Origin of the sequence: Nitrosospira sp. Nl5, from assembly GCF_900102495.1 — a bacterium.
Lineage (GTDB): Bacteria > Pseudomonadota > Gammaproteobacteria > Burkholderiales > Nitrosomonadaceae > Nitrosospira.
Map to the genome: position 1 here is coordinate 165,893 of NZ_FMVQ01000005.1, position 24,592 is coordinate 190,484.

General features: G+C 53.9%; 24 protein-coding genes, 1 tRNA gene, 1 other RNA gene and 1 riboswitch. Of the genes, 20 read left to right on the forward strand and 6 right to left on the reverse strand.

Translation table 11 applies throughout. From position 1 onward, the window contains the following. Window positions 1–96 precede the first annotated feature (96 nt). The 18 genes from ispE to BLP45_RS07305 all read left to right on the forward strand — a co-directional run bounded on the left by ispE (window position 97) and on the right by BLP45_RS07305 (window position 16,136). Entirely contained in the window at window positions 97–945 is an 849-nt protein-coding gene (ispE, locus tag BLP45_RS07215; protein WP_090371209.1) for a 4-(cytidine 5'-diphospho)-2-C-methyl-D-erythritol kinase, read from the forward strand. Window positions 946–949: 4 nt separating this feature from the next. Beyond that, window positions 950–1,024: transfer RNA gene (locus BLP45_RS07220), tRNA-Gln, on the forward strand. Window positions 1,025–1,140: 116 nt separating this feature from the next. Continuing rightward, window positions 1,141–2,091: a ribose-phosphate pyrophosphokinase gene (locus BLP45_RS07225; protein ID WP_090371211.1), complete on the forward strand. Its 951-nt coding sequence runs from the start codon at window positions 1,141–1,143 to the stop codon at window positions 2,089–2,091. A gap of 203 nt (window positions 2,092–2,294) precedes the next feature. Continuing rightward, window positions 2,295–2,981: a 50S ribosomal protein L25/general stress protein Ctc gene (locus tag BLP45_RS07230; protein WP_090371213.1), complete on the forward strand. Its 687-nt coding sequence runs from the start codon at window positions 2,295–2,297 to the stop codon at window positions 2,979–2,981. Between the two features lie 378 nt (window positions 2,982–3,359). Continuing rightward, the gene (gene pth / locus BLP45_RS07235; RefSeq protein ID WP_371128737.1) at window positions 3,360–3,938 is read left to right on the forward strand and encodes an aminoacyl-tRNA hydrolase; all 579 of its coding nucleotides are present in this window, start codon (window positions 3,360–3,362) and stop codon (window positions 3,936–3,938) included. A 92-nt stretch (window positions 3,939–4,030) separates the two neighbouring features. Continuing rightward, entirely contained in the window at window positions 4,031–5,122 is a 1,092-nt protein-coding gene (ychF, locus tag BLP45_RS07240) for a redox-regulated ATPase YchF (protein ID WP_090371215.1), read from the forward strand. Window positions 5,123–5,639: 517 nt separating this feature from the next. Further along, on the forward strand, window positions 5,640–5,936 hold the full coding sequence (locus tag BLP45_RS07250; RefSeq protein ID WP_090371219.1) for an FmdB family zinc ribbon protein: 297 nt from the start codon (window positions 5,640–5,642) through the stop codon (window positions 5,934–5,936). Between the two features lie 25 nt (window positions 5,937–5,961). Then, window positions 5,962–6,639, forward strand: a complete 678-nt coding sequence (locus tag BLP45_RS07255; RefSeq protein WP_090371221.1) for a DUF502 domain-containing protein — start codon at window positions 5,962–5,964, stop codon at window positions 6,637–6,639. Between the two features lie 29 nt (window positions 6,640–6,668). Further along, the gene (gene aspS / locus BLP45_RS07260; protein ID WP_090371223.1) at window positions 6,669–8,450 is read left to right on the forward strand and encodes an aspartate--tRNA ligase; all 1,782 of its coding nucleotides are present in this window, start codon (window positions 6,669–6,671) and stop codon (window positions 8,448–8,450) included. Window positions 8,451–8,548: 98 nt separating this feature from the next. After that, window positions 8,549–9,007: a dihydroneopterin triphosphate diphosphatase gene (gene nudB, locus BLP45_RS07265; protein WP_090371225.1), complete on the forward strand. Its 459-nt coding sequence runs from the start codon at window positions 8,549–8,551 to the stop codon at window positions 9,005–9,007. 85 nt (window positions 9,008–9,092) lie between these two features. Next, entirely contained in the window at window positions 9,093–10,190 is a 1,098-nt protein-coding gene (nadA, locus tag BLP45_RS07270) for a quinolinate synthase NadA (protein WP_090371227.1), read from the forward strand. 105 nt (window positions 10,191–10,295) lie between these two features. Further along, window positions 10,296–11,048 (forward strand): endonuclease/exonuclease/phosphatase family protein, encoded by a 753-nt coding sequence (locus BLP45_RS07275; RefSeq protein ID WP_090371229.1) that lies wholly within the window; start codon window positions 10,296–10,298, stop codon window positions 11,046–11,048. Beyond that, window positions 11,048–12,106, forward strand: coding sequence for an L-threonylcarbamoyladenylate synthase (locus BLP45_RS07280; protein WP_090371305.1), 1,059 nt, complete (start codon window positions 11,048–11,050; stop codon window positions 12,104–12,106). The genes BLP45_RS07275 and BLP45_RS07280 overlap by 1 nt, the downstream gene beginning before the upstream one ends. Continuing rightward, window positions 12,093–12,872: an HAD family hydrolase gene (locus BLP45_RS07285; protein ID WP_090371231.1), complete on the forward strand. Its 780-nt coding sequence runs from the start codon at window positions 12,093–12,095 to the stop codon at window positions 12,870–12,872. Before BLP45_RS07280 ends, BLP45_RS07285 begins: the two co-directional genes overlap by 14 nt. Window positions 12,873–13,008: 136 nt before the next feature. After that, window positions 13,009–13,455, forward strand: coding sequence for a phosphate-starvation-inducible protein PsiE (locus BLP45_RS07290; protein WP_090371232.1), 447 nt, complete (start codon window positions 13,009–13,011; stop codon window positions 13,453–13,455). A 121-nt stretch (window positions 13,456–13,576) separates the two neighbouring features. Then, window positions 13,577–14,068 (forward strand): 5-(carboxyamino)imidazole ribonucleotide mutase, encoded by a 492-nt coding sequence (purE, locus tag BLP45_RS07295; RefSeq protein ID WP_090371233.1) that lies wholly within the window; start codon window positions 13,577–13,579, stop codon window positions 14,066–14,068. Further along, window positions 14,065–15,225 carry a 5-(carboxyamino)imidazole ribonucleotide synthase gene (locus BLP45_RS07300; RefSeq protein WP_090371235.1) on the forward strand — a complete coding sequence of 387 codons (1,161 nt, stop codon included), beginning with the start codon at window positions 14,065–14,067 and terminating at the stop codon, window positions 15,223–15,225. Before purE ends, BLP45_RS07300 begins: the two co-directional genes overlap by 4 nt. A gap of 20 nt (window positions 15,226–15,245) precedes the next feature. After that, window positions 15,246–16,136, forward strand: coding sequence for a phosphoribosylaminoimidazolesuccinocarboxamide synthase (locus BLP45_RS07305; RefSeq protein ID WP_090371237.1), 891 nt, complete (start codon window positions 15,246–15,248; stop codon window positions 16,134–16,136). Window positions 16,137–16,514: 378 nt separating this feature from the next. Here the strand turns inward: BLP45_RS07305 and BLP45_RS07310 are convergent, their stop codons facing one another. Both BLP45_RS07310 and BLP45_RS07315 read right to left on the reverse strand, forming a co-directional pair. Then, window positions 16,515–17,312, reverse strand: coding sequence for a sulfite exporter TauE/SafE family protein (locus BLP45_RS07310; RefSeq protein WP_090371239.1), 798 nt, complete (start codon window positions 17,310–17,312; stop codon window positions 16,515–16,517). A gap of 102 nt (window positions 17,313–17,414) precedes the next feature. Continuing rightward, window positions 17,415–17,870 (reverse strand): EVE domain-containing protein, encoded by a 456-nt coding sequence (locus BLP45_RS07315; protein WP_090371241.1) that lies wholly within the window; start codon window positions 17,868–17,870, stop codon window positions 17,415–17,417. Between the two features lie 325 nt (window positions 17,871–18,195). Here BLP45_RS07315 and BLP45_RS07320 point away from each other — a divergent pair, with 325 nt between their 5' ends. After that, window positions 18,196–19,398: a CapA family protein gene (locus tag BLP45_RS07320; RefSeq protein ID WP_090371307.1), complete on the forward strand. Its 1,203-nt coding sequence runs from the start codon at window positions 18,196–18,198 to the stop codon at window positions 19,396–19,398. Window positions 19,399–19,412: 14 nt separating this feature from the next. On the opposite strand, the gene BLP45_RS07325 is transcribed toward BLP45_RS07320, so the two are convergent. The 4 genes from BLP45_RS07325 to BLP45_RS07340 form a co-directional block, all read right to left on the reverse strand. Beyond that, window positions 19,413–20,897 (reverse strand): amidohydrolase family protein, encoded by a 1,485-nt coding sequence (locus BLP45_RS07325; protein WP_090371243.1) that lies wholly within the window; start codon window positions 20,895–20,897, stop codon window positions 19,413–19,415. Between the two features lie 138 nt (window positions 20,898–21,035). After that, a non-coding RNA gene (ssrS, locus tag BLP45_RS07330) (6S RNA) lies at window positions 21,036–21,216 on the reverse strand. A gap of 105 nt (window positions 21,217–21,321) precedes the next feature. After that, window positions 21,322–21,630, reverse strand: a complete 309-nt coding sequence (locus BLP45_RS07335; protein WP_090371245.1) for a cell division protein ZapA — start codon at window positions 21,628–21,630, stop codon at window positions 21,322–21,324. 147 nt (window positions 21,631–21,777) lie between these two features. Continuing rightward, entirely contained in the window at window positions 21,778–21,978 is a 201-nt protein-coding gene (locus BLP45_RS07340) for a hypothetical protein (RefSeq protein WP_090371247.1), read from the reverse strand. Between the two features lie 153 nt (window positions 21,979–22,131). Further along, window positions 22,132–22,374, forward strand: a riboswitch (cobalamin riboswitch). Window positions 22,375–22,622: 248 nt separating this feature from the next. On the opposite strand from BLP45_RS07340, the gene BLP45_RS07345 reads away from it, so the two are divergent. After that, on the forward strand, window positions 22,623–24,416 hold the full coding sequence (locus tag BLP45_RS07345) for a TonB-dependent receptor domain-containing protein (protein ID WP_090371249.1): 1,794 nt from the start codon (window positions 22,623–22,625) through the stop codon (window positions 24,414–24,416). Window positions 24,417–24,592: the final 176 nt, after the last annotated feature.

Consider the following 24,592-nt stretch of genomic DNA (forward strand, 5'->3'; position numbering starts at 1 on the left):
CAATAACGTTCTACGCCACTTGGCTTTCATCTTTTTAATGATTTCACTCCGGAGTCCACGACGAGCCGGATTCAGGCTCAAACGACTGCGTACTCGATGACCGAGCTCATCTGTCTTGCTCCTGCCAAGCTTAATCTGTTCCTACACGTGGTCGGTCGTAGAACGGATGGCTATCACCTGCTGCAAACGGTTTTTCGTTTCCTGGATTTCTCGGATCGGCTCCGTTTTGCCGTGCGCGAGGACGGCGTGATCAAGTTGCATACGCCCATTCCCGGCGTGCCCGAAGACAAGGATCTGTGTATACGCGCCGCAAAATTATTACAGCAGGAAAGCGCCACGCCTCGGGGGGTGGAAATTTTCCTGGAAAAGCGCATTCCCATGGGGGGCGGACTAGGGGGCGGTAGTTCCGATGCGGCTACCACATTACTGGCGCTCAACCGCCTGTGGGGACTGGGCTGGAAAAAGGATCGGCTAATAAAACTGGGGTTGAGATTAGGAGCGGATGTACCCGTGTTCATTTTCGGCGAAAATGCTTTTGCTGAAGGGATAGGCGAAAAACTTTCGTCCATCACGCTACCGCCCGCCTGGTATCTCGTCCTGACACCACCCGTGCATGTGCCAACCGCGCAGGTTTTTGCCAGTAAAGGATTGACACGAAACACGATTCCAATCAAAATACCGCCCTTTTCCGTCGAGCATGGGCATAACGACTTGGAGCCCGTGGTATCCCGGGAATATCCTGAGGTGGCGCGTCATCTGGAATGGCTCAAGCGGCTCGATAACGCCGGGATAAGGGCAATGACCGGGTCCGGCGCCTGTGTATTTGCCGAGTTTGCCACGGGACAGGCGGCACGAGCGGCCCTGGAGCAAATTCCGGTTGGCATGAGCGGTTTTGTCGCGCAAGGATTGGACCGCCATCCCATGCATGATTTTGTGGAACCGTAAACATTGGGGAGTCGCCAAGTGGTAAGGCACCGGATTTTGATTCCGGCATTCGTAGGTTCGATCCCTACCTCCCCAGCCAACTTTCAGATCTTTAAACCTGGAACCGCCGGACAACCGGACACTGCGAGAAATCGCTTGTATCCGCTTCCATCCTTCAGTTCCCGCCTTACAATTTTCAAACTCTAGTTACCAGCCATGGCCTACGATAGCTTGATGGTTTTTACCGGCAACGCCAATCCCAAGCTGGCGCAGGATGTGGTACGGCATCTCAACATCCACGTGGGCCGCGCAACGGTAGGCCGTTTCAGCGACGGCGAGGTCATGGTGGAAATCCTCGAGAATGTCCGCGGCAAGGATGTATTCGTTTTGCAATCCACCTGTATGCCCACCAACGATACGTTGATGGAGCTCCTGGTTCTGGTGGATGCGCTCAAACGCGCTTCCGCCGGGCGCATTACCGCGGCAATGCCTTATTTTGGCTACGCCCGTCAGGACCGAAGGCCGCGTTCGGTGCGGGTGCCGATTACCGCGAAAGTAGTAGCGAACATGCTGACCACTGTTGGGATAGATCGGCTGTTGACCATGGATTTGCATTCGGACCAGATACAGGGTTTTTTCGACATCCCCGTGGATAATATCTACAGCATGCCAATCCTGCTGGGCGATTTATGGAAAAGCGACTATCAGAATCTGGTAGTGGTTTCGCCGGATGTCGGGGGGGTGGTGCGCGCAAGGCAGATGGCGAAACGCCTGGAATGCGATTTGGCGATCATAGACAAGCGACGCCCCAAGTTCAACGTTGCCAAGGTGATGAACATAATCGGCGAAGTGGATGGGCGCACATGCGTTATCATGGATGATATGGTGGATACCGCCAACACCTTGTGTGAGGCGGCCCGGGCATTAAAGGAGGAGGGTGCCGCGAGCGTGCTGGCTTATTGCACTCACGCGGTGCTATCCGGCAAGGCGGTGGAGCGGATCGAGAATTCCGCGCTGGACAAATTGGTGGTTACAGATACCATTCCCCTGCGCGCTGATGCGAAAGCGTGCATCCGGATTCATCAGCTGAGCGTGGCGAGCTTGCTGGCGGAAACGATGTTGAGGATCAGCAACGAGGATTCTGTGAGTTCTCTTTTCATGGAGTAAGAGCGTATCCCTATTGATTCAAAATCCATGTAGCACCGGTAGGGAGGCGGATAACGAAATCGGCTGAAGTGATGGATGTGGGCGCTGTGGCGTGCTGGACAGCACGCGTAACACGCATCATGGATTGAATTGGGACAAAGATTCGCAAGTTTATTAATCGGAGTCATCTGGTCGCGGATGCTCCATATTCTGGAGAAAATACGATGCAAATTGAAATTGGCGCCAGCAAGCGCACGTTGCAGGGCAAAGGTGCGAGCCGCCGCCTGCGTGGTTCCGGCAAGGTGCCGGGAGTTATCTACGGCGGAGAGAGTCCCGCGCAAGCGATTGAGCTTGATCATAACGGTCTTTACCACAAGTTAAAGCTGGAGGCCTTTCATGCTTCCATTTTGTCGATGGATCTGGAGGGGCAGAAAGAGCCGGTGCTCTTGCGTGACATCCAGATGCACCCGTTCAAATTGCAAGTGCTGCATATTGACTTTCAGCGTGTCGACCGGAACAAGAAAATACACATGAAAGTACCGCTGCACTTTATTAATGCGGAGATTGCGCCAGGGGTGAAGTTGTCTGGAGGTATCGTCAGTCATGTGCTTACCGAACTGGATATTTCCTGCTTGCCGAAAGATCTGCCTGAATTTATTACGGTTGATTTGACCGATCTGGCCGCGGGAAATACCTTGCACCTGAGCGATCTGAACCTGCCGCAGGGCGTGGAAATTCCCACACTGGCCAAAGGTGAGAACTTGCCCGTAGCGACCATCGTCATTCCCCGGGCCGTGGCGGCCGAGGAAGCTGCCGCCGCCGTGGCTGCGGCGGATATCCCGACGACTGTACAGAAGAAAGAGGGTGTGGCAAAGGAAGGCGAGAAGAAAGACGCTGGAAAGAAGAAATAATCCCTGCGTTTTTTGGACGAACCGATGGAGTTTTAGGGAATTCCTGGATAAACCTCCTGCGGCCGCGACGGCGCTTTTAAGGGACGGGTGCCATTGATGAGGGAGGCGACGGCCGACGCGCAGCCTCCCTCTCGCAGTGCGTCCGCTGACAAAGCAGATGCAGATGCCCCGCAACCGCCTCTTCGCCCGGTTGGCAAATGAGCGGAGGAATCGGCGCTCATCGCGTTGCATTCCTTGGTGCCGAAGACCAAGCTATGAGCGGCATCTTGTCTCTGATCATCGCCTTTTGCCGCGACGCGTTTGGCGCAAGCTTTTCAAAGGTTCCGGTTCCGGCGGGCTTTTCCTTTTAGTAAATCCAACACTATTCTGTTACGCTCGATGAAACTCATCGTCGGTCTCGGCAACCCAGGCAGGGAATATGCAGCCACTCGTCATAATGCCGGGAACTGGTGGGTCTCCCGCCTGGCGGATGAATTGCACATTACTTTGAAAGCCGAGGCGAGATTCCATGGCTTATGCGCTCGCGTTCATCAAGGCGATTCAGAGCTGTGGCTGCTCAATCCCATGACCTACATGAACGTCAGCGGTAAAGCCGTCGCAGCTTTATGTAATTTTTATAAAATCCCGGCTGAGCAGATTCTGGTGGTTCATGATGAACTGGATTTGCCTCCCGGCATCTCCAGGCTGAAACTGGGGGGCGGGCTTGGCGGGCACAACGGGTTAAAGGACATTGCCGCGCACCTTGCTACCAAGGCTTTCTGGCGCCTGCGCATCGGTATTGGCCATCCCGGCGATAGAAATGCCGTGGTGAATTACGTATTGCAACCGCCGCGCAAGGAAGAGGCGCCGCTGATAGACGAATCAATCAGCCGCAGCCTGAAAGTCTGGCCGCTTATCGCGGAAGACAATTGCCAGGCCGCCATGTTGAAGCTGCATACGAAAGCAGATAGCGGATGAAGGAGAAATCTTGATAAATACCACAGCTTTCATTTCATTTTCCACGTTTCATCAGCCGGGCTCGGCCCTGCATTTAGAGTGCCAATAAACTTATGAGCTTGAAATGCGGTATCGTCGGTCTGCCCAATGTCGGAAAATCTACGCTATTCAATGCACTGACCCGGGCAGGCATTGCCGCGGAAAACTACCCCTTCTGCACCATCGAGCCTAATGTCGGCATAGTCGAAGTGCCTGATCAGCGCCTGGCCAAACTTAGCGCAATCGTCAACCCGCAAAAAGTGCAGCCTGCCATCGTCGAGTTTGTCGATATCGCCGGTCTTGTCGCCGGTGCATCCAAGGGCGAAGGACTGGGCAACAAGTTTCTCGCCACCATCCGTGAAACCGACGGCATCATCAACATGGTGCGCTGCTTCGTCAATGACAACGTGGTGCACGTCAGCGGCAATGTAGATCCGGTTTCGGACATCGAGACCATACAGACCGAGCTGGCCTTGGCTGATCTGGCGACCGTGGAAAAGTCGATGCAACGCGAAGTCAAGCTCGCCAAGTCCGGCAACAAGGACGCGATCAAGTTTGTGGCGCTGCTGGAAACGACGAGAGCGCACCTCGACCAGGGCAAACCTGCCAGAAGCCTGGGGTTTGATATAGAGCAGCAACAATTGCTAAAGCCTCTATGCCTGCTAACCGCCAAACCAGCCGTTTATGTGGCCAACGTCGACGAAAAGGGCTTCACTGAAAATCCTCTGCTGGCGCGTGTGGAGGAATATGCTGCACGCGAGGGCGCGCCTGTGGTGGCGATCTGCGCAGCTCTGGAAGCGGAAATTGCCGAAATGCCGGACGAGGACAAGCAAATCTTTCTCGCTGACATGAACCTGGAAGAACCGGGGCTGAATCGCCTGGTTCGCGCCGCCTACCAGCTGCTCGGTCTGCAAACCTATTTCACTGCCGGCGTAAAAGAGGTGCGCGCCTGGACCATATCAAAAGGGGATACCGCGCCGCAGGCGGCCGCCGTGATTCATACCGATTTCGAGAAGGGTTTCATTCGCGCCGAAGTCATCGCGTACGACGATTTCATTGCTTGCAAAGGCGAACAGGGCGCGAAGGAAGCGGGAAAGATGCGGCTGGAAGGGAAGGAGTATGTGGTCAAGGATGGTGACGTGATGCATTTTCGATTTAACGTCTAAGTTGCCCTTTGCGGTTCCCAGTGCAGGGATAGCTCCCGGATGTAAAGACCGGCAAGAGATACGATGATAAAAAAATGAAGAGGAGGTATTTGGAATGGCATATAAGGTTCTTATAACACCTATCCAACCGTCGATAGAAGATAGGCCAAATTACAGCGGCATTCTTGCTGATTACAATATCGAAGCGGCTTCCGAAACTGAAGCTGGACATGTGGCATTTATCCGGTTCTGCCAGGAAAATCCCTATCGCTCTCACAACCGAGATGATTACACGATAAACGTTCACAAAAATAAATAGGCATGCCTATGCGTGCCCAGTGCTGTTTCCACCAGCCTGCGTGAAACGCTGTCCGCTGTAACATTTGTCCCGCTACAAACCTACAAGTGCCCTCTTTTGATGCGCACTGATAACCTCAACAGCCTCTTGTAATCCCGCTTGCAGCCCATATTTTCCGGTTACACCAAGTGGTTGAGGTATAATCCTGTTTTTTCAAATTCCGCCTTGCTGGAGATTGTCATGCCAATTTATGAATACCGCTGTGGGTCTTGTGGGGTTGAAAAAGAACATCTGCAAAAAGTGAGCGACGCGCCAGTTGCCGCTTGTCCCGCATGCGGCAGCAATGTTTACACGAAACTTATTTCCGCGGCAGGCTTTCAGTTGAAAGGCAGCGGCTGGTATGCCACCGATTTCAAGAATGGCACCAAGCCGAAATCCAAGCCGGATGCGGAAGCGCCCGCGGCAAAGAAGAATGAGACAGTTACTGCAACCGCCTCTACCGCCGATACTGCTTCCCCGGCTTGCGCCACCGACTGAATACCTGGCGCGAAAATCGCTCAATATGAAACGTTATTTCATTACCGGGCTTCTCATCTGGGTGCCTCTTGGCATTACCGCCTGGGCACTGAAGTTTCTGATTAGCACCATGGATCAGTCGCTATTGCTGTTGCCCGCCAGCCTGCATCCTGAAGTTCTGGTTGGTATGTATGTTCCCGGCGTTGGAACGGTGCTGACGTTGCTGGTGGTATTCATCACCGGGTTGCTGACGACCAATATCATTGGCCAGCGGCTGGTATTGTTTTGGGAAGGGGTCTTGTGGCGAATCCCGGTGGTCAAGTCAATTTATTATGGCGTGAAACAAGTCAGCGACACCTTGTTTTCCAGCCAGGGCGAGGCTTTTCGCAAGGCACTGTTAGTGCAATATCCGCGTCAAGGCTCATGGACGATTGCGTTTATGACCGGATATCCGGGCGGCGATGTGGCTAATCACCTCAAGGGCGAGTATGTGAGTGTTTATGTGCCGACTACCCCCAATCCCACTTCCGGATTTTTCCTGATGATGCCGAGAAGTGATGTGATCGAGCTCGACATGAGCGTAGATACCGCTTTGAAATATATTATTTCCATGGGGGTGGTCGCACCTGGCAACGGTAAAAAGCATTCCGCCCAATCACAAGCAGCACTGTTAAACAGCGCTGCCTCCCCCGCCAGTTCCACGCCATCAAGCGACAAGTCCTGATTCCTGATCTTCCTTATATTTAACACGCTATGCGCACTGGTTATTGCGGCCTCATTGATGCCAAATATCTGAACCGGACGGTCACCCTTTACGGCTGGGTGCATCGCCGCCGCGACCACGGTGGCGTGATTTTCATTGATCTGCGTGATCGCGAAGGCGTGGTGCAGGTGGTGTGCGATCCCGATAATGTGGCCGCTTTCCAGATCGCGGAAAAAATTCGTAACGAATTCGTGCTCAAAGTTGCAGGCACAGTGCGGCATCGTCCCGCTGGTACCGTTAACGCCAACCTGGTCAGCGGCGAAATCGAGGTGCTTGTGCAGTCCATCGATATCCTCAATAGCTCTCTGACGCCGCCATTCCTGATGGACGATGAAAATTTGAGCGAAGCGGTGCGCCTGGAACACCGGTATCTCGATCTGCGGCGCCCGCAGATGCAGGCAAATTTGCGGTTGCGCTACAAGGTGGCGATGGCTGTTCGCATATTTCTCGATCAGCAAGGCTTCATCGATGTGGAAACGCCAATGCTGACCAAATCCACGCCGGAGGGCGCACGCGATTACCTGGTGCCGTCCCGCGTCAATACGGGGCATTTCTTTGCGTTGCCGCAGTCGCCGCAGTTGTTCAAGCAACTCCTGATGGTCGCCGGGTTCGACCGTTATTACCAGATTACCAAATGCTTTCGCGACGAAGACTTGCGTGCCGACCGTCAACCCGAATTCACACAGATTGATATCGAGACTTCTTTCCTGGATGAAACGCAGATCATGGCGCTGATGGAAGAGATGATTTGTGGTTTATTCAAAAGTGTAATGAATATCGATCTGCCAAATCCCTTTCCGCGTTTGACATACGTCGAGGCCATGGCCAGCTACGGTTCAGATAAGCCCGACCTGCGCGTGCCGCTGGTTCTGACCGAGCTCACCGACGTGATGAAGGAAGTAGAGTTCAAGGTCTTCCGCGAGGCTGCGCAGAAACCGGGCGGGCGGGTCGCGGCGCTGCGCGTCCCCCAGGGCGGCGAAATATCCCGCAAGGAGATAGACGACTATACCAGTTTCGTAGCGATATACGGGGCGAAGGGCCTCGCTTATATTAAAGTGAATGCGCTGGAAAAAGGCCTCGACGGCATGCAGTCGCCAATACTGAAATTCTTGCCGTATGCGGTAGTAAAAGTCATCCTGGAGCGTACGGGTGCGAAAGATGGTGATCTCATATTCTTCGGTGCGGACAAGGCCCAGGTGGTAAATGAGGCGCTAGGCGCGCTGCGCGCCAAGGTCGGTCATGACCGGGGACTCGCGGAAGCAGGCTGGAAACCTTTATGGGTGATCGATTTTCCCATGTTCGAACGCGACGAGGAAGAAAACCGCTGGAAAGCTCTGCATCATCCGTTTACTTCTCCCGCCGATGGCCACGAGGATTTACTGGAAACCAGCCCCGAGAAAGCATTATCCAAGGCGTACGATATGGTACTGAACGGTTCCGAGATCGGGGGCGGCTCGGTGCGTATTCACCGCCAGGAAGTACAATCCAAAGTATTTCGCGCCTTGAATATCGGCGCGGATGAAGCACATGAAAAGTTCGGCTTTTTGCTGGAAGCATTGCAATATGGCGCACCTCCACATGGAGGTATCGCATTCGGCCTGGATCGTGTCGTTACCATGATGGCCGGCGCGGAATCAATCCGCGATGTGATTGCCTTTCCCAAGACCCAGCGCGCCCAATGCCTATTAACCCATGCGCCCAGTGCGGTGGGTGAAAAGCAGTTGCGGGAATTGCATATCAAGTTACGGCACTCGGAAGCGCCAAAACATTGAACCTGAGATTGCAGAATTGCTGCAATCCGATAAAAGCAGCGATTCAGGTTATCGGTAAATCGGAATAGTTTTCGATTCCCTGTGCCTGCGCGGAGAAAATGTATAAGACACCAGTTTCCGTTCTGGTAGTTATTCATACGCCCGACGTGCAAGTTCTATTGCTGGAGCGAGCCGATCATCCCGGGTATTGGCAATCCGTGACGGGCAGCCAGAATCAGGGCGAAACGCTTACGCAAACTGCGGTGCGGGAAGTGGCGGAGGAAACGGGGCTGGATGCAACCCGCTATCAACTGACTGATTGGAATATTCAGAACGAATACGAGATTTTTGAAGAATGGCGCTGGCGCTACGCGCCAGAGGTATTCCACAACACCGAGCACGTTTTTGGGCTGCTATTGCCAAAACCGGTTCCGGTCTCGGTGGCTGCAAGAGAGCATCTGAACTTTATCTGGCTGCCCTGGCGTGAAGCGGCGGAAAAGGTTTTTTCCTCAAGCAACGCAGAAGCGATACGGATGCTGGCCACGGATAGAAGTGCTGGAAGCGGAAACAGGCTTTGAAATCCGGAAGAACCGATATCCGGTATTCGGGTCTTATGTGGTTTGATATGTTTTCTGATCGCCAGACCGATAGACGGGAGTAACCATGCAAGCAGAAGCCATTGCATTTGAACGTTTTGATACCTTGAAAGACGATGACTGCGAGCAGCGCATCATTGAAGCCAAAGCTGTGCTGGGAAAGCGCGCAGTGATACTTGCACACCATTATCAGCGGGCGGATGTTTATAAACATGCCGATCTCACCGGCGATTCACTGAAGCTCTCGCGTCTTGCCAGCGGAACGGATGCGGATTATCTGGTATTTTGCGGCGTGCACTTTATGGCTGAGGTAGCCGACATTCTCTCCAAGCCGGAGCAGATCGCCATCCTGCCAGATCTTGCCGCCGGCTGCTCGATGGCCGATATGGCAAATCTCTCCAAGGTGGAACGGGCCTGGCGAGAACTGGCGGAAGTGCTTGATCCTGACGAAACGATTACGCCAGCGACATATATTAATTCCGTGGCCGACCTGAAGGCTTTCTGTGGCGAGCACGGCGGCATCGTCTGCACTTCCAGCAATGCTGTCAAGATCCTGCAATGGTCTTTTTCCCGCCGTGAAAAAGTGCTGTTTTTCCCCGATCAACATCTTGGCCGCTGGAGCGGCCACAAGCTGGGAATACCGCCGGACGAAATGCCGGTATGGGATTTTGATGAGCCCATGGGCGGACTGACTCCGGAACAAATCAGGAAAGCCAGGATTTTGTTATGGAAGGGACACTGTTCCGTGCACCAGATGTTCCAGCCGCAGCATATCTTGCGCTTCCGCAACCAATACCCCGACGGAAAAGTGATTTCACATCCAGAATGCAGTTTTGAAGTATGTAAAAATTCCGATTATGTCGGTTCGACCGAGTACATCATCAATACCATCCGCGAAGCGGAAAAGGGAACCCGCTGGCTGGTCGGTACGGAATTGAACCTGGTTGGGCGCATCGCCGAGGAGTTCAAGCCTGAAGGGAAAATCGTGCAGTTCATGGCCCCGACGATATGTATGTGCTCCACCATGGCACGCATTGATCCGCAGCATCTGGCCTGGACGCTGGAAAACCTTGTGGCGGGAAAAGTGGTGAACCAGATCAAAGTGCCGATGGCCGAAGCAGAGCTGGCGAGGCTTGCATTGGAGCGGATGCTGGAGGCTTCATGATAACGAAAAAACGACATTTTTCGATGGCTGACCGGAAGCAGGTATTTCGACGGAATACGAATATCGGCCTTCCGGACGACCTACACTAGGCCTCCCGTTCACCACATGCCCGATAAGCTGCATATCGCCACTTACAATATTCATAAAGGTTTCTCCCATTTCAAGCGGCGCATGGTGGTACATCAGCTGCGCGAAAACCTGCGGACCCTTGACGCGGATATCATCTTTCTGCAGGAAGTGGTTGGCGAGCACACACGGCATGCGGCGCGTTTCGAAAACTGGCCGCGCGGTCCCCAGCACGAATTTTTGGCCGATTCGGTTTGGACCGATTTTGCCTATGGAAAAAACGCGGTATATGATGAAGGGCATCACGGCAATGCGATTCTGAGCCGTTATCCCATCGCTCGTTGGGATAACGTCGATGTTTCCGCGCACCGGTTCGAGAGCCGTGGCATGCTCCATTGCGAAATCAGTATTCCCAGTTGGCCGGAGAATCTGCACTGCGTATGCGTTCACTTGGGGCTGTTCAAGCGTGGGCAATCGCAGCAGTTGCTGGCGTTGGAACAACACATCGAGCAGTTGGTCCCGCAGCAGGCGCCGCTGGTTATCGCCGGTGATTTCAATGATTGGCGGGAAATGGCGAGCCGAATTCTGGTCGAACGGCTGAATCTTGTCGAAGCCTTCGAGTTTACAGGGGGAAGGGCCGCGCGCAGCTACCCCTCCTCGCTGCCGTTGTTCCGCCTTGACCGTATCTATGTGCGCGGCTTTCATGTGGTAAAGGCGCAGGTGCATCAAGGCCACCCATGGTCAAAAATTTCCGATCATGCCGTACTGTCGGCAAGGATGATTCGTCGATGATGAAACCGGACCTGCATAACCAGATCGGTTCCGCTGTTGCCCTGCTGAGGGCAGGCGGGACGGTGGCCTTTCCGACGGAAACGGTCTACGGACTGGGGGCCGATGTCTCCAATTTTTCCGCGGTGCAACGTATCTTCGAAATCAAAAAACGGCCTGCGGATCACCCGCTGATTGTTCATTTCGCCGACACATCCCGGCTGCATTACTGGGCCCGGGACGTACCAGAACAGGCTTGGCAATTGGCGGAACATTTCTGGCCAGGACCATTGACATTGATATTGCCGCGCAGCCACCACGTACCAGAAAACGTAACCGGGGGTCAGGATACGGTCGGGCTTCGGGTGCCGGATCATCCGGTCGCACTCGCCTTGCTGACCGCGCTGGGAACCGAAGGAGCCTTGGCCGCACCTTCGGCTAACCGGTTCGGACACATCAGCCCGACAACCGCAGCCCACGTACAGGAGGAATTGGGCCAAACGGTAGACATGATTCTGGATGGCGGGGCATGCGAGATCGGTCTGGAAAGCACGATTGTCGGCTTCAGCGGCCAGACCGCCGTCATATTGCGGCCGGGAGGGATCTCGCTGGCGGCGGTGGCGGAAGTACTGGGGGACAAGGTCGTCTTGCCCGAGAAGGAGAACCGCACTGTGCGCGTGCCGGGTGCTCTGGCTTCTCATTATGCCCCGGTAACGCCACTTGAGCTTTGTCCCACGGAATCTTTATGGCGGCGCGCTCTCGAACTGGAGAGCGCTGGATTGCGTGTGGTAGTAATGGAATGGTCAGCCCGTAAACCGGACCATCCGGAAAATACAGATATTCTCCATTTTCCCATGCCCCGGAAGCCTGCGGCTTATGGCAGCCTACTGTATGCAACCTTGCGCCGTTTCGACCATGAAGGGCTCGATCGTTTGTTGGTGGAAGCGCCTCCCGATCAGCCGGTCTGGGCGGCAATTGCGGACCGCTTGCAGCGTGCGAGTTGCGTCCCTGGCTTTAAGGCTCAAGCTGATGATCACGATTCGTCGCGAATGGATGGGAACATGACACATGAAGCCGTATAGAGATAAAGATAATCAGGTCCGTGCGGTACTGTTTGACGTTGATGGCACACTTGCCGATACCGAGCGCGATGGCCATCGCCTTGCTTTCAACGCCGCATTTGGAGAATTTGACCTTGACTGGGAATGGAACGTCGAGCTTTATGGAGAGCTGCTGGCGATTACCGGCGGCAAGGAACGAATTCGTCATTATATGGAAAAATATGCTGCCGCCGAATTAGGCAGGAGCGGGCTGGATAGCTGGATCGCCGGTTTGCACAAGGCCAAGACCAGGCATTACGTGGCCCTGCTGGAGCGCGGAGAAACGCCGTTGCGCCCGGGGGTGGCCCGCTTGATCCGCGAATTACGCGATGCAGGAATAAAGATTGCCATTGCAACCACCACCACGCCGGAAAATGTAAGTTCCTTGTTAAAATCCACGCTGGGAGAAGATTCTCCCGGCTGGTTTGACGTCATTGGCGCAGGCGACATTGTCGCCGGCAAAAAGCCCGACCCGGATATTTATCATTGGGTGCTTGAACAGCTTGGATTGCCGGCGAAACACTGCATTGCAGTGGAAGATTCGGAAAACGGACTGAGAGCATCACTCGCTGCGGGGCTGGACACTGTTATTACCGTCAACGATTACACCCGCCTGCAAGATTTTACCGGTGCAGCGGCCATATTGTCGGACTTGGGCGAGCCCGCGCAGCCATTCACCGTGCTTGGGGGAACGACCCATGGAAGTAAATGGGTGAATGCGGAATTATTAATGAAGTTAAAAACTTAGCGAAGAGATCAAGCAAGAGATCTGCCGACTAAAACAGCAGAGATTCCCAGCACCAGTTTTTCAATCGAAATTGGAATTGTCATCTGGAAGAGGTAGTATTGGCAGCTGCCTGCAATGGCAATTCCTGACAAGAAAAATGCTCAGTCCCCGCACCACCGGCTATTCCCGTCGCATCCTCTACTTCTTCGAAGGCATGGGGCTCATCGTCATCGCCCTTGCCACGATATTCGCGGGCTATCAGGAAACTATGTTGATGGTCAACAACGCGAGAGTTACTCTCGCGGACTTGTTGCTGATGTTTCTTTACCTGGAAATTCTGACCATGGTGGGATTGTATTTCGAATCGGGCAAGCTGCCGGTACGATTTCCGCTTTACATCGCAATGGTGGCTATGGCGCGCTATGTGATTGTGGACATCAAGGAAATGGACAACATCCGGTTGCTGGGCGTGTCTGCCTCCATCGTACTTGTCGCGGTGGCAGTCCTGGTCATACGTTATGGGCATGTGCGTTATCCCTACCTTGAGGATCTGGAGGAACTGGTGGATTCCACCTCCAAAGAAACTGATAAGCTCCGCGACTAATCCTGTGGTCTGCTGAACAGGGATGCCAAAATTTATTTCTCACATGACTCTGATTTTGCCGTGAGATCTACTTAATAAACGTGCTGTATTGGCGAGATTCGCACTTTTTAGAGGTGATTGAATGAAACAACCCCTGGTTGGCGTCGTCATGGGTAGTAGTAGCGATTGGGAGGTAATGAAGCACGCGGCGAGTATATTGAAGGATTTTAGCGTACCTTACGAAGCTGAAGTGGTTTCCGCCCATCGCACGCCGGACCGGATGTTCGAGTACGCGGACACTGCGGTCAAACGCGGACTCAAATGCATTATCGCCGGCGCCGGTGGCGCGGCGCACCTCCCCGGAATGATTGCCGCCAAAACCATTTTGCCGGTGCTGGGCGTGCCGATTACATCCAGGCAGCTTCAAGGTCTTGACTCGCTTCTCTCCATTGTGCAAATGCCAAAGGGAGTTCCCGTTGCCTCCTTCGCCATCGGGGAGGCGGGCGCGTCCAATGCGGGCTTATTCGCGATTGCGTTGTTAGCGGTAGAGGATATAAAGCTCGCCAGGCTTCTTGCAAAGTTTCGCAAATCCCAGGCGGCAACGGTTGCGGCAACGGCACTGCCCAGGTTATGAGCATCATGCCGGGAGCAATGCTGGGGCTCCTCGGCGGCGGCCAGCTGGGGCGCATGTTTACCATGGCGGCGCAAAGTATGGGCTACCGGGTTACGGTGCTCGACCCGGCCGATAATGGCCCATCAAGTAGCATAGCTGACCGGCATTTGCGCGCCGATTACCTCGATAGCGATGCCTTGCATGAGCTCGGGTGCGCCTGCGCGGGCGTTACCACCGAATTCGAGAATGTGCCGGCTGAATCTCTTAGAATCCTGGCCGAACATTGTGTTGTCAGTCCCGCGGCAAGCAGCGTAACCATTGCCCAGGACCGCATTCTGGAAAAGAAATTTCTCGCTACCAACGGCTTCGAAGTCGCGCCCTATGCAGTAATCCAGGATTTGCCCAATTCGAATAATTTGGATGAAGTATTGCCACAAGTTCATTCAGCGTTGTTTCCCGGCTTATTTCCCGCGATTCTCAAAGTGAGCCGATTTGGTTATGACGGCAAGGGGCAGGTACGGGTCGGGAACGCGGCAGAACTTGGCAGTGCATTCGCCGGCATGAATGGGGAGGCATGCGTGCTGGAACAATTGTTGCCGTTGGAGAGTGAAGTGTCCGTCATCGTGGCACGCGGATTTGACGGCGAGGTGGTCACTTTTCCCGTGTCAGAGAATCAGCATCGCCACGGCATCCTCGATGTCAGTATCATTCCCGCCCGAGTATCGCCGGTAATTATCGAGAGAGCGCGCGACATTGCGATTCAAATAGCCGAGAAGCTCGATCACTGCGGGGTGTTGTGCGTGGAATTTTTTGTGCTTGCCGACGGCCGGCTGCTGGTAAACGAAATCGCGCCCCGCCCCCACAACAGCGGCCACTATACGCTCGATGCCTGCATTACTTCCCAATTTGAACAACAGGTGCGAATACTTTGCGGCATGCCGCTCGGCAGCGCCGCCATGCATGGTGCGGCGGTAATGGTCAACTTATTGGGCGACCTGTGGCAGCGGGGAGAGCCGCGGTGGGAGCAGGTCTTGCGGCATCCTGCTGCCAAACTGCACTTATACGGCAAGTTCGCCGCCCGGCCCGGGCGGAAAATGGGGCATTATACCGTGCTCGCCGAAACAGTCGAAGCCGCGTTGCAGCTTGCTCTGGAAATTAAACAGTCGTTACAAGGGTAGTGTGGAAATAGCCCGAAATCATGACTGATCAAACTGCGCTGTTTGAAACAAGCATACAAAGCCTGCCTCTCCTGCATCGGGGGAAAGTGCGTGACATTTATGGAGTGGATGGAGACAAATTATTAATTATCCAGACTGACCGCCTTTCCGCATTCGACGTGATCCTGCCGACCCCGGTACCGGGAAAGGGCAGGTTGCTGACCGCGTTATCCAGTTTCTGGTTCAAGAAACTCGGCCATATTCTTCCCAATCAGCTCACTGGCATCGCACCTGAGTCGGTGGTGGCAGAGGGCGAGCGCGAACAGGTGGCCGGGCGCGCATTCGTGGTAAAGCGATTAAAGCCGCTACCGATAGAGGCCATTGTCCGCGGCTATGTCGCAGGATCCGGGTGGAAGGATTATAAAAAGACCGGCGCGATCTGCGGAATCACGCTCCTCATCGGATTACAGGAAGCCGCCAAGCTGCCGGGTGGAGCAATTTTCACGCCTTCAACCAAAGCCGGAGCGGGCGACCATGACGAAAATATTTCCTTTGCCGAAGCGGAAAAGTTACTTGGGGGGCGGTTGGCTTCGCAAGTGCGGAATAAGGCCATCTCCCTTTATACCGAGGCTGCGGATTACGCCATGACCAAGGGCATTATTATCGCGGATACCAAGTTCGAGTTTGGCCAGGATAGCGCGGGCAACCTTTATCTGATAGACGAGGCGCTTACTCCGGATTCGTCGCGTTTCTGGCCAGCCGACCAATATGCACCAGGAAAAAACCCGCCTAGCTACGACAAACAGTTCGTACGCGACTGGCTGGAAACCCAGGACTGGAACAAGAAACCACCTGCTCCCGCGTTGCCCCCGGATGTTCTCGCGAAGACGAGGGAGAAATATGAGGAGGCCTTGAGAAGACTTGGGGGCTGAATTCTCGACGGCAGGTACAAACTTAGCTCAAGATGTAGGGCGCCCAATAAGCGAAGCGCATTGCGCCGCAGGGCATCTTCATAATGCAGTTTTCATATTCAAACCCGTCTTCATTTACTCCTGCCCGGTTCTCTGGATAACGCTCTTCTTAACGACCGATGAAAGCCACTGCAGTAGCCAAACCACGCAGACCACCAGGACATATCCCACTTATCACTTCACCCATCCAAGCAACTTCATACGGCGCAATGCGCTTCGCTTATTGCGACCTACTTCATATGGGTTGATTGCATCATCGAGGTGAAGGTGATGAACGCCCCAAAGACCGGCGCATTGGACGAGCGCCATGCGCAGATCATTTGCCGAGACGGTTTGTTCCTACAAAAGTCCCACCAACATTTTTGTTCCCAGCAAATAAAGCAGAACCACAAAAATTTTTCTAAGCGTGGCGGTCTGCATGACGTGAGTGGTTTTCGCGCCCAAGGGTGCGGTCAACGTACTCGCGAGGACCACCCATCCCAACGCAGGGAGGTAGACATATCCCAGGCTGTATGCCGGCAGCGGTTGGGATTGTGCCATGCCGTTGGCAATATAACCGATAGCCCCCGCCACAGCGATGGGAAATCCTACCGCGGCGGCAGTGCCGATGGCATGTTGCAACCTGACGTTGCAGATGGAGAGAAAGGGAACTGTCAGTAATCCTCCCCCGATTGCGACAAAGCTGGAGATCGCGCCGATTATGCTACCGGCCCCGAACATCCCGGCCGTGCCGGGGAGTTTGCGGCTGGGCTTGGGAGTGATTTTAAGCAGCATCTGCGTCGCGGCATAATAAATGAACACAACAAAAATAATGCTCAGGAAATCACTGGAAAGCGTGCTCACCAGCGTCGCGCCCGCCAAAGTGCCAACGATGATCCCTGGCGTAATTGTTTTTACGACTTGCCAGTTCACTGCGTCGTGGGCGTGATGGGTGCGCAGGCTGGAAGCGGAAGTGAATATGATCGCCGCCATGGTGGTGCCCAGGGCGAGATGCAGGATACGGTCAGGAGGAAAATTCTGTGCGCTGAAAACGAAGGTGAGCACCGGTACCATGATTAACCCCCCGCCGATACCCAGCAGTCCGGCAAAGAAGCCGACAACCGCGCCCAACAGGAGATAAACCGGCCACCACTCCACGTCAAGTTTTGCTGGAGTTGAGGTAATTGATATGGGGTTTCAGTATTTCCGGGAAGCTGCCTGAATCATGGGAAATATAGGAAATCGTCCACAGGCGGGCCATCATAAAATTCCCATGATGAAACTCCACTCTGATGGATCCACTGGCGTGATGGACAGGCGATTGCCTTTTTGCAAAATGCGTAGGGTGGCAATTTCAGGATGGCTTCGTAATTCCTTGATGCCAACCAGCCGGGTTTTTTTGACAAACCGCACATCAACATTGAACCAGCGCGGATTTTGCGATGTCGCTTTCGCATCAAAATATTTGCTGCCGGGATCGAACTGAGTGGCGTCGGGATACGCACGCTTGCAAACTTCAGCAAGCCCTGCGATACCCGGTTGTTCGCAGCTCGAATGATAAAAAAAAACCTGGTCGCCTACGTGCATCTGATCGCGCATGAAATTGCGTGCCTGGTAGTTGCGCACACCGTACCACGCGACAGTTTGCTTGGGCATTGACGCCAAGTCGTCGATGCTTACATCGGATGGCTCCGATTTCATTAGCCAGTAACGCATATTTCGTCCATCTTATTTCGTCCATCTTAGCGGCATCACAACTTAGGGCGCCAAAATTTGTCAGATTGAATACATACTCGCTGAATACGTACCGCAATTCGCACGGGCCGAGGAATACGCAATGAATGATCTTCCGGGTCAACTCGGAAAGTATAACAGTCCAGCACGTGTCATGCGATTTACTGTCATGAAGACTCGTAAAAATGAAAATCCGGAATATAGGAGCCCTTATTTGGGACGGCGCAAATTTATTGTTTATGCACTTGCCTCGGGATTTGCGGGGATAGTCCGTCCAATTTACGCGCAAGCGGCCGTAGATCGCAGCATGGGTGTTAGCGCTGGCGAAGCTCGGTCACACCGAAATGATACCGAACAAAATGCCGCGCGTTTGCCATCACAAGTTTCCGGCTTCGTCACGCTATTTCTATGTGGCGACGTCATGACGGGAAGGGGGATTGATCAGGTCTTGCCCCATCCCGGAAATCCCATTCTCTACGAACGATATATGAAAAGTGCGACCGGCTACGTGGAGCTTGCCGAAGAGGCGAATGGCCCCATTCCGAAGCCTGTGGATTTTTCCTACATCTGGGGGGACGCGCTTGCCGAACTGGAGCGAAGAAAACCCGATGTGCGCATTATTAACCTGGAAACAGCAGTCACCTGTAGCAATGACGTGGAAGACAAGGCGGTCAATTATCGGATGCACCCGGACAATATCCCGTGTATCACCGTAGCGAATATTCATTGTTGCGCCTTGGCGAACAATCATGTTGTGGATTGGGGTGATTCAGGCCTTGCGGAAACGCTAAAAACTTTGAAAATGGCTGAAATTAAAACAGCAGGAGCAGGCCGGAATATTCGAGAAGCCCGAAGCCCCGCAATCATGCCCATCTCCGGAAAGGGGAGAGTGCTTGTCTTCTCATTTGGTGCGGAAACAAGTGGCATACCCTGGAGCTGGACTGCCCGGGCGGACAAGCCTGGGGTGAATTTGCTGGAAGACTTTTCCGAGGAAACGGTCGGGGATATCCGCGATAGTATTACGCAAATAAAATTGACCGGTGATGTTGCCGTGGCCTCAATTCATTGGGGCGGCAATTGGGGCTACGAAGTGCCCCATGAGCAAAGGCAATTTGCCCATCGGCTAATTGATGAAGCAAGGGTTGATATCGTTCACGGCCATTCTTCTCACCATGTGAAGGGGATCGAGGTTTACAAGGGGAAGCTCATTCTGTACGGCTGCGGCGACTTCCTGAATGATTATGAAGGGATCTCGGGACATGAAGCTTACAGGAGCGATCTCGTCCTGATGTATTTTGTGAGGACGGATCCCTTGACAGGCAAGCTGATTAGCTTGCAAATGTGTCCCATGCAGATAAAGCGTTTCAGGTTGAATCGCGCCTCCGGCGACGATACGCGCTGGCTGAGAAAGGTCCTGAACAGCGAGGGCAAAAAGTTCGGGACTGGGGTAGAGCTGGACGCGGATGATGCCTTGACCTTGCGATGGATATCCTCAAGTAGCGCAATTTAAGGCGAACTCCTGGATTACGGTGTGCCGGCGCCGGGAAGATTGAGGAATTCGCGCCGTGTCTTCGGTCCATACGTGAGGAAGTGTGGCTCGGGGTGTTCAAGGTAACCGGCCCGGTCACGGGCGATGCGGTCGCGGCTGGCGTACCGCTTCACTTCGTCTGGGTTGATCGAATATACTTTCGCGGCGCTCAGCCCGAAGATTTTGGCGCGAAGCTGTGGAGTCATCTCAGGATAGCCATGCTTCGCGCGCAGTTCGGGCGCAATCTGGAACGCCCTGAATGCCTGGATCTGATCTTGTGGAGAGCCATACCAGATCGAGTCGGTGCCCCAGAGGACGTTGTTCTCACCGCAGTACTTCAACAGTTTTCCCAGCGCATGCGCCGCGGCTTCAGGGTCGCGCATCAGGTAGCGCCATGTGCTGCCGAGCTCAGCGTAGACGTTGCTGTTTGGCGCCACGTCATTTTCAATGAGGGAGCGGATTAGCGTGTCGATGCCGTCGTCCGCGCCCCGCCCTTCGAAGGCGCGCTCGGGAACGGTGGTCACGAATCCGGAGTGGTAGACCAGGAATGCGACATCCGGAAAACGCTTGGCGACGATACCAATGTCGGTACATTTGCTGTGTTCGTAGGATTGTTTACCGAAGGGTAGACCCTTATGCACGCAGATAATCTTGACGCCAAGCTTGCGCGCCTTCTCGATGAATCGTGTACCGATGTCATCCGACAGAAAGTAGCCTTTACCGCCGGGGCCGAACTGAGTATATGTCTTCCAGGCGGACACGCCCCAGCGCTCCTTCAACTCGTCCATCGCTTCGAGATCGGCCGCCTGATTGGGATTTACTCGCCCATGGAGCAGCATGCGATGCATGCCTTCCATCCGGTCGACAATTGTTCGCACCGCGTCCGCCGTCTGGATGGTGAGTGGCTCGGCATCGGGTTTTGAAGGAACGAAGGACAGCACCATCATGTCGGTATCGGAATCAAGGAATACGTCCTTGATGAACTCATCTGGCCCGAGGCACCGCAGGTAGCTGCGAGCGCCGGGCTCAGCTGCAAGCGCACAGCCTGTTTTGGGCATCTGGCTTAAGGGGTTGGAGCCGATGGGAAGTTTTTGCAGCCAGGTGCCATTCGGGTCCACGAAATGGCCTTGCACGTCGAAAATAAATTCGCCCTCGCCACCGCCGATCCGTGACTGCGCGAGCGTAGGCTCAAGTGCGGCTTCGGCCGGCAGATCGAAGAAGCCGCCTATCTTGCCGGCGGCGGCGTTTGCGGCATTGAAGGCAAGAAGCGTGGAGGCGGCGCCGCAAGCGGAGATGAGAAAGCTTCTCCGGGAAACAGCCAGACGTTTGGCATTCGTACCGGCTGCTTCCTGCGCAAGCCGGTTTGCGGCATGATTCTCGGGCGAGAGGGGCACCGGCTTGAACTCCCCATTCGAGGTTGTGTCGAGTTTAATCGGGAGGCGGGTGCCGTCAGGATCGATGGGAGAATTAACTGGGCTCATGTGGGCAGGGCCTTTCAAAATGAAGCCGATGCAGGACGAAGGTAGTGCTCTCGCCCTGTATCTACAGTGTATAACTGTAAAGCTTAGTTGAAAAGCAACAAAAAAAGCGGCATAGCCGCTTTTTTTGTATTCTGAAATAAAGTCCCCGCAAATGCCGTCAGACCATTTATCTTGAACCTTAAGGTCCAAGGTGGTCACTAGCCGGACGCATCAGGCGCTTCCATATAGGACGCGCACAACAGCATCACTTTGGTTCGTAACCGATTCTTAAAAAAGTTGGTTCAAAGAATATAGGCCTAAACGAACACCGCAGGGAACAACTTTTACCTGTTCTCGCTTTCAAGCAGAAGAATCTACTCACCTCATTCCGCCTTGAGCGCAAACTGGAAACCTATCGGGCCGACTCGGAACCTTCGTAACTGGTTTAAAACAGCTTGTCCTGTTCCGGCATTACCGCATCGAGCGCCGCCTGCATGTGATCGATTCTACGCTTAAATTCTTCCATGTCAAAGCCCCCCCTCTTTCTTGTAGTGAGCATTTCATACGTGATATTGAGTGCCGCCATGATGGCGATGCGCTCGGACCCGACCACCTTTCCGCTATCCCTGATTTCGCGCATTTTTTTATCCAGGTAAGTTACCGCTTGCAACAACTCTTCGCGTTCCTCATCAGGACAGGTGATGCGGAATTCGCGTCCCATAATGGTGACGTCCATGGCTGGGACGGTCTTCATCCTAGATCCGCCAGCCGTCCGGGATGCAATCCGCCCACAGCGAGCGCAACAGAAGGGTGAAGGTCAAGTGGCCTGCGAAGGTTTTCCGGATCACGGCACTGATCCGGAAAATGAGTGAAAAATGGGCAGCCGACGCCGGGTTCCGGATCATTCTTCGTTTCCAGGAATTTGTAACAGGAGGGTTTCCAAACGACCGGTTGCAGCACTTATTTTCTCCGTCAGATGCTTATTCTCATTAGATACGCCTGCCAACTGCTGGCGCAACTGAATATTTTCCGTACGCAGCTGCTGACACAATTGCACGAATTGATGAATTTTCTCTTCCAGCGCGTTGAGCTCGGATTCCATCAAGGCACTATAGTTCGGAAATCCTTATTGAGTCAACTGGTAAGAGAGCTGTTCAAATGTTATTTCCACTATGCGTCAGGCAAGTCCCGTTAACCCCGTTCGTATCACGAAACGCCAATCCGAATGTTCCGATCCACACTGCCTGATTCTGGTAGAATTCGCCACGTTCGAGGTGCTTCGGCCGCTATGCGGCCGAGTTAAACGGGAACCAGGTATGCCTGGGCTGCCCCCGCAACGGTAAGCAAGTGTGGACGTATCAACCAGGAAGCTACTGGATAAGTCTTTCGTTTCGACTTATCCAGAGTTTCAGGTGCCACTGTGAATTCTCCAGTTCATGGGAAGGCGATGCGTCAAATCTTGCGAGCCCGGATACCGGCCTCATACGCGTACGGCATAGGAAATATCGCGTGGGGCGGTATCCTGATCGATATTCTTTTTCGCTCAAAATATCTCCGCGGTCATTTCTTGTTTATGGCAGGCGCCCTGCCGCCTGCCGGGCAAAAAGCCGATATTCTTTATTTTCAAGGAATAATCGGCTTCGTTTTTGTCATGCCGGCATTCCAGGAAGGGCGGTCAGTGATGGCTGCGACGCGAACACGGATGATACCGGGTATTGAAAGCCAGAAGCCCGCGAGGAGCAATGAATGAAACTAGGCAGAATGCTCGCCTTGGGATTGATATTGAATCAGGCTGGACTAGCCCTGGCAAACGATGTACCCAAAACCGTTCTACCTGAACTTACCATCTATGGCGGCAACCGGATTCCCATTGCTCGCGAACTGACCAACCTGCGGGTGAATACGGTAAAGCTGAAGGTCGAGGATAACGACTGGACAAGGGTACTGCAGGAACATGTGCAGGTAAATGAGAGCGGCCCGGGCGGTCCGGTATCTCTCTTTATGCGCGGCTCTAACTCAAACCAGGCGCTGTTTCTGATTGACGGCGTCAGAATGTCGTCCGTAACCAACGGGGCGCCGAATTTTGCCGCACTCGCGCCAGGCTTGTTGTCATCTATCGATGTGATTCAGGGCGGGACGTCGGCGGCCTTCGGGTCCAACGCGGTGGGTGGAGTGATCAGGGGAAATATCGATATACCGAAGGGGGTAATGTTGTCAGCTGGCGGCGGGTCCAGATTTTCGGAGAGGGCCGCTACCAGCCTCGGGATACGGGGAGATTCATATTACGCGGGGGTTCGAGTGGTACAGGATATCATCCGGCAGGGATCCGCCACAAACAGCATCAATACGTTTGCTTTTAATCCGGATAACGATCCCCGGAAGCGGCTGGGGATCGTCGCCAAGGCAGGAGGGTGGATAACACCGAATTTCCAGTTAGAGGCTACCGCCATGGGATCTGAAGTCAAGACCTCGTTTGACGCTTCACCTGTAACCGCCGATATGAATGTTCAATCGATCTCCATGGCGAACGTCAGGGGCATCTACTCGCTTCCACGTAACTTCAGCGTGATGGCGACATATGGCGGCTCTCTTGATAGATCAACCGTGCGAGGCGCTTTTCCCGCCGTGTTCAATAGCCATTCCCTGCAGGCAACAGTGCAGTTGGAGAAGAAATTGAAAATCGGCCGGATTTTTACCGGAATGGACCATGAGATTCAGGGGGTAAACAGCACAACGAATTTCACTCGCACAAGCAGGACCAATGTAGCGGGGTTTGCCGGAGCGCAACTGAATTCCGCTCATCACGTGGTGGAAGCCATGTTTCGCCATGATGAGAACAGCCAGTTTGGAAGCTATGACACCTATTCAATCTCGCTGGCGCGGAAGCTGGGCGACTCCTGGCGCGTGGGCGCTATTACCTCGTCATCGTTCAAGGCACCGACTTTCAATGATCTCTATTTTCCAATGACTTTTGGATTCGGGGGTAATCCAAACCTTACGCCCGAACGTGGTCGGATGCATGAGGCATTCGTGTCATATGATGCAGGTGGCGCAAGCTACCGCATCGGCTATTTTATCAACAATATCAAGGACGCTATTGTTATCAACAGAATATTTTCACAAGTGGAGAACATCTCGGAAGCCCGAATTGACGGGTTTGAATTTAGCGGGATCCAGCCAATCGGCAGGAAGTGGACGATGCGGACGAATGTGACTTTCCAGGACCCGCGTAACCAGCAGCTCAATACCATTCTTCCCCGCAGGTCCCGGACATACGGGACCGTGGCCATGCGGTACGCATCGGGAAATTTTTTAGCGGAGGGAATAGCAAGGGGCGAGGGCGAGCGATATGACGACAATGAAAATATCCATAAGCTGCCGGCCATGGTCATCGTGGGCTTGAGCGCATCGTACAGGATCGGGCAAGGTCCGACTTTGCGTGTCCAGGTTGATAACCTGCTCGACAAAGAATATCAGCCGGCAGTTGGGTTTAATGGAATTCCACGGACGGTCTGGGCGAGTATCTCCCATACATTCTGATTATTTGGCTTGGTAGCAGGGATAGTGACATCAATTGGCTGCCGGATTGGGATTGACGTAACAACCGCGTCCTATAATTGTTTCGTCCTCCAGTGCCACGCATTGCCTAGTCAGGCTCACACTGCTAAAGTCCAGTGGTCCCCCGATGTATCAATTCTTTATTCACGCAAATTACG

What these genes read in the sequence shown, in the direction of transcription:
- BLP45_RS07320 (WP_090371307.1), top strand. Translation starts at nt 18,196, where the DNA reads ATGGGTGTTAGCGCTGGCGAAGCTCGGTCACACCGAAATGATACCGAA.
- purE (WP_090371233.1), top strand. Translation starts at nt 13,577, where the DNA reads ATGAAACAACCCCTGGTTGGCGTCGTCATGGGTAGTAGTAGCGATTGG.
- BLP45_RS07335 (WP_090371245.1), bottom strand. Translation starts at nt 21,630, where the DNA reads ATGAAGACCGTCCCAGCCATGGACGTCACCATTATGGGACGCGAATTC.
- BLP45_RS07255 (WP_090371221.1), top strand. Translation starts at nt 5,962, where the DNA reads ATGAAACGTTATTTCATTACCGGGCTTCTCATCTGGGTGCCTCTTGGC.
- BLP45_RS07300 (WP_090371235.1), top strand. Translation starts at nt 14,065, where the DNA reads ATGAGCATCATGCCGGGAGCAATGCTGGGGCTCCTCGGCGGCGGCCAG.
- BLP45_RS07345 (WP_090371249.1), top strand. Translation starts at nt 22,623, where the DNA reads ATGAAACTAGGCAGAATGCTCGCCTTGGGATTGATATTGAATCAGGCT.
- BLP45_RS07305 (WP_090371237.1), top strand. Translation starts at nt 15,246, where the DNA reads ATGACTGATCAAACTGCGCTGTTTGAAACAAGCATACAAAGCCTGCCT.
- BLP45_RS07230 (WP_090371213.1), top strand. Translation starts at nt 2,295, where the DNA reads ATGCAAATTGAAATTGGCGCCAGCAAGCGCACGTTGCAGGGCAAAGGT.
- nudB (WP_090371225.1), top strand. Translation starts at nt 8,549, where the DNA reads ATGTATAAGACACCAGTTTCCGTTCTGGTAGTTATTCATACGCCCGAC.
- BLP45_RS07290 (WP_090371232.1), top strand. Translation starts at nt 13,009, where the DNA reads ATGCTCAGTCCCCGCACCACCGGCTATTCCCGTCGCATCCTCTACTTC.
- BLP45_RS07315 (WP_090371241.1), bottom strand. Translation starts at nt 17,870, where the DNA reads ATGCGTTACTGGCTAATGAAATCGGAGCCATCCGATGTAAGCATCGAC.
- pth (WP_371128737.1), top strand. Translation starts at nt 3,360, where the DNA reads ATGAAACTCATCGTCGGTCTCGGCAACCCAGGCAGGGAATATGCAGCC.
- aspS (WP_090371223.1), top strand. Translation starts at nt 6,669, where the DNA reads ATGCGCACTGGTTATTGCGGCCTCATTGATGCCAAATATCTGAACCGG.
- BLP45_RS07250 (WP_090371219.1), top strand. Translation starts at nt 5,640, where the DNA reads ATGCCAATTTATGAATACCGCTGTGGGTCTTGTGGGGTTGAAAAAGAA.
- nadA (WP_090371227.1), top strand. Translation starts at nt 9,093, where the DNA reads ATGCAAGCAGAAGCCATTGCATTTGAACGTTTTGATACCTTGAAAGAC.
- BLP45_RS07285 (WP_090371231.1), top strand. Translation starts at nt 12,093, where the DNA reads ATGAAGCCGTATAGAGATAAAGATAATCAGGTCCGTGCGGTACTGTTT.
- BLP45_RS07325 (WP_090371243.1), bottom strand. Translation starts at nt 20,897, where the DNA reads ATGAGCCCAGTTAATTCTCCCATCGATCCTGACGGCACCCGCCTCCCG.
- BLP45_RS07280 (WP_090371305.1), top strand. Translation starts at nt 11,048, where the DNA reads ATGAAACCGGACCTGCATAACCAGATCGGTTCCGCTGTTGCCCTGCTG.
- ychF (WP_090371215.1), top strand. Translation starts at nt 4,031, where the DNA reads ATGAGCTTGAAATGCGGTATCGTCGGTCTGCCCAATGTCGGAAAATCT.
- BLP45_RS07225 (WP_090371211.1), top strand. Translation starts at nt 1,141, where the DNA reads ATGGCCTACGATAGCTTGATGGTTTTTACCGGCAACGCCAATCCCAAG.
- BLP45_RS07340 (WP_090371247.1), bottom strand. Translation starts at nt 21,978, where the DNA reads ATGGAATCCGAGCTCAACGCGCTGGAAGAGAAAATTCATCAATTCGTG.
- BLP45_RS07275 (WP_090371229.1), top strand. Translation starts at nt 10,296, where the DNA reads ATGCCCGATAAGCTGCATATCGCCACTTACAATATTCATAAAGGTTTC.
- ispE (WP_090371209.1), top strand. Translation starts at nt 97, where the DNA reads ATGACCGAGCTCATCTGTCTTGCTCCTGCCAAGCTTAATCTGTTCCTA.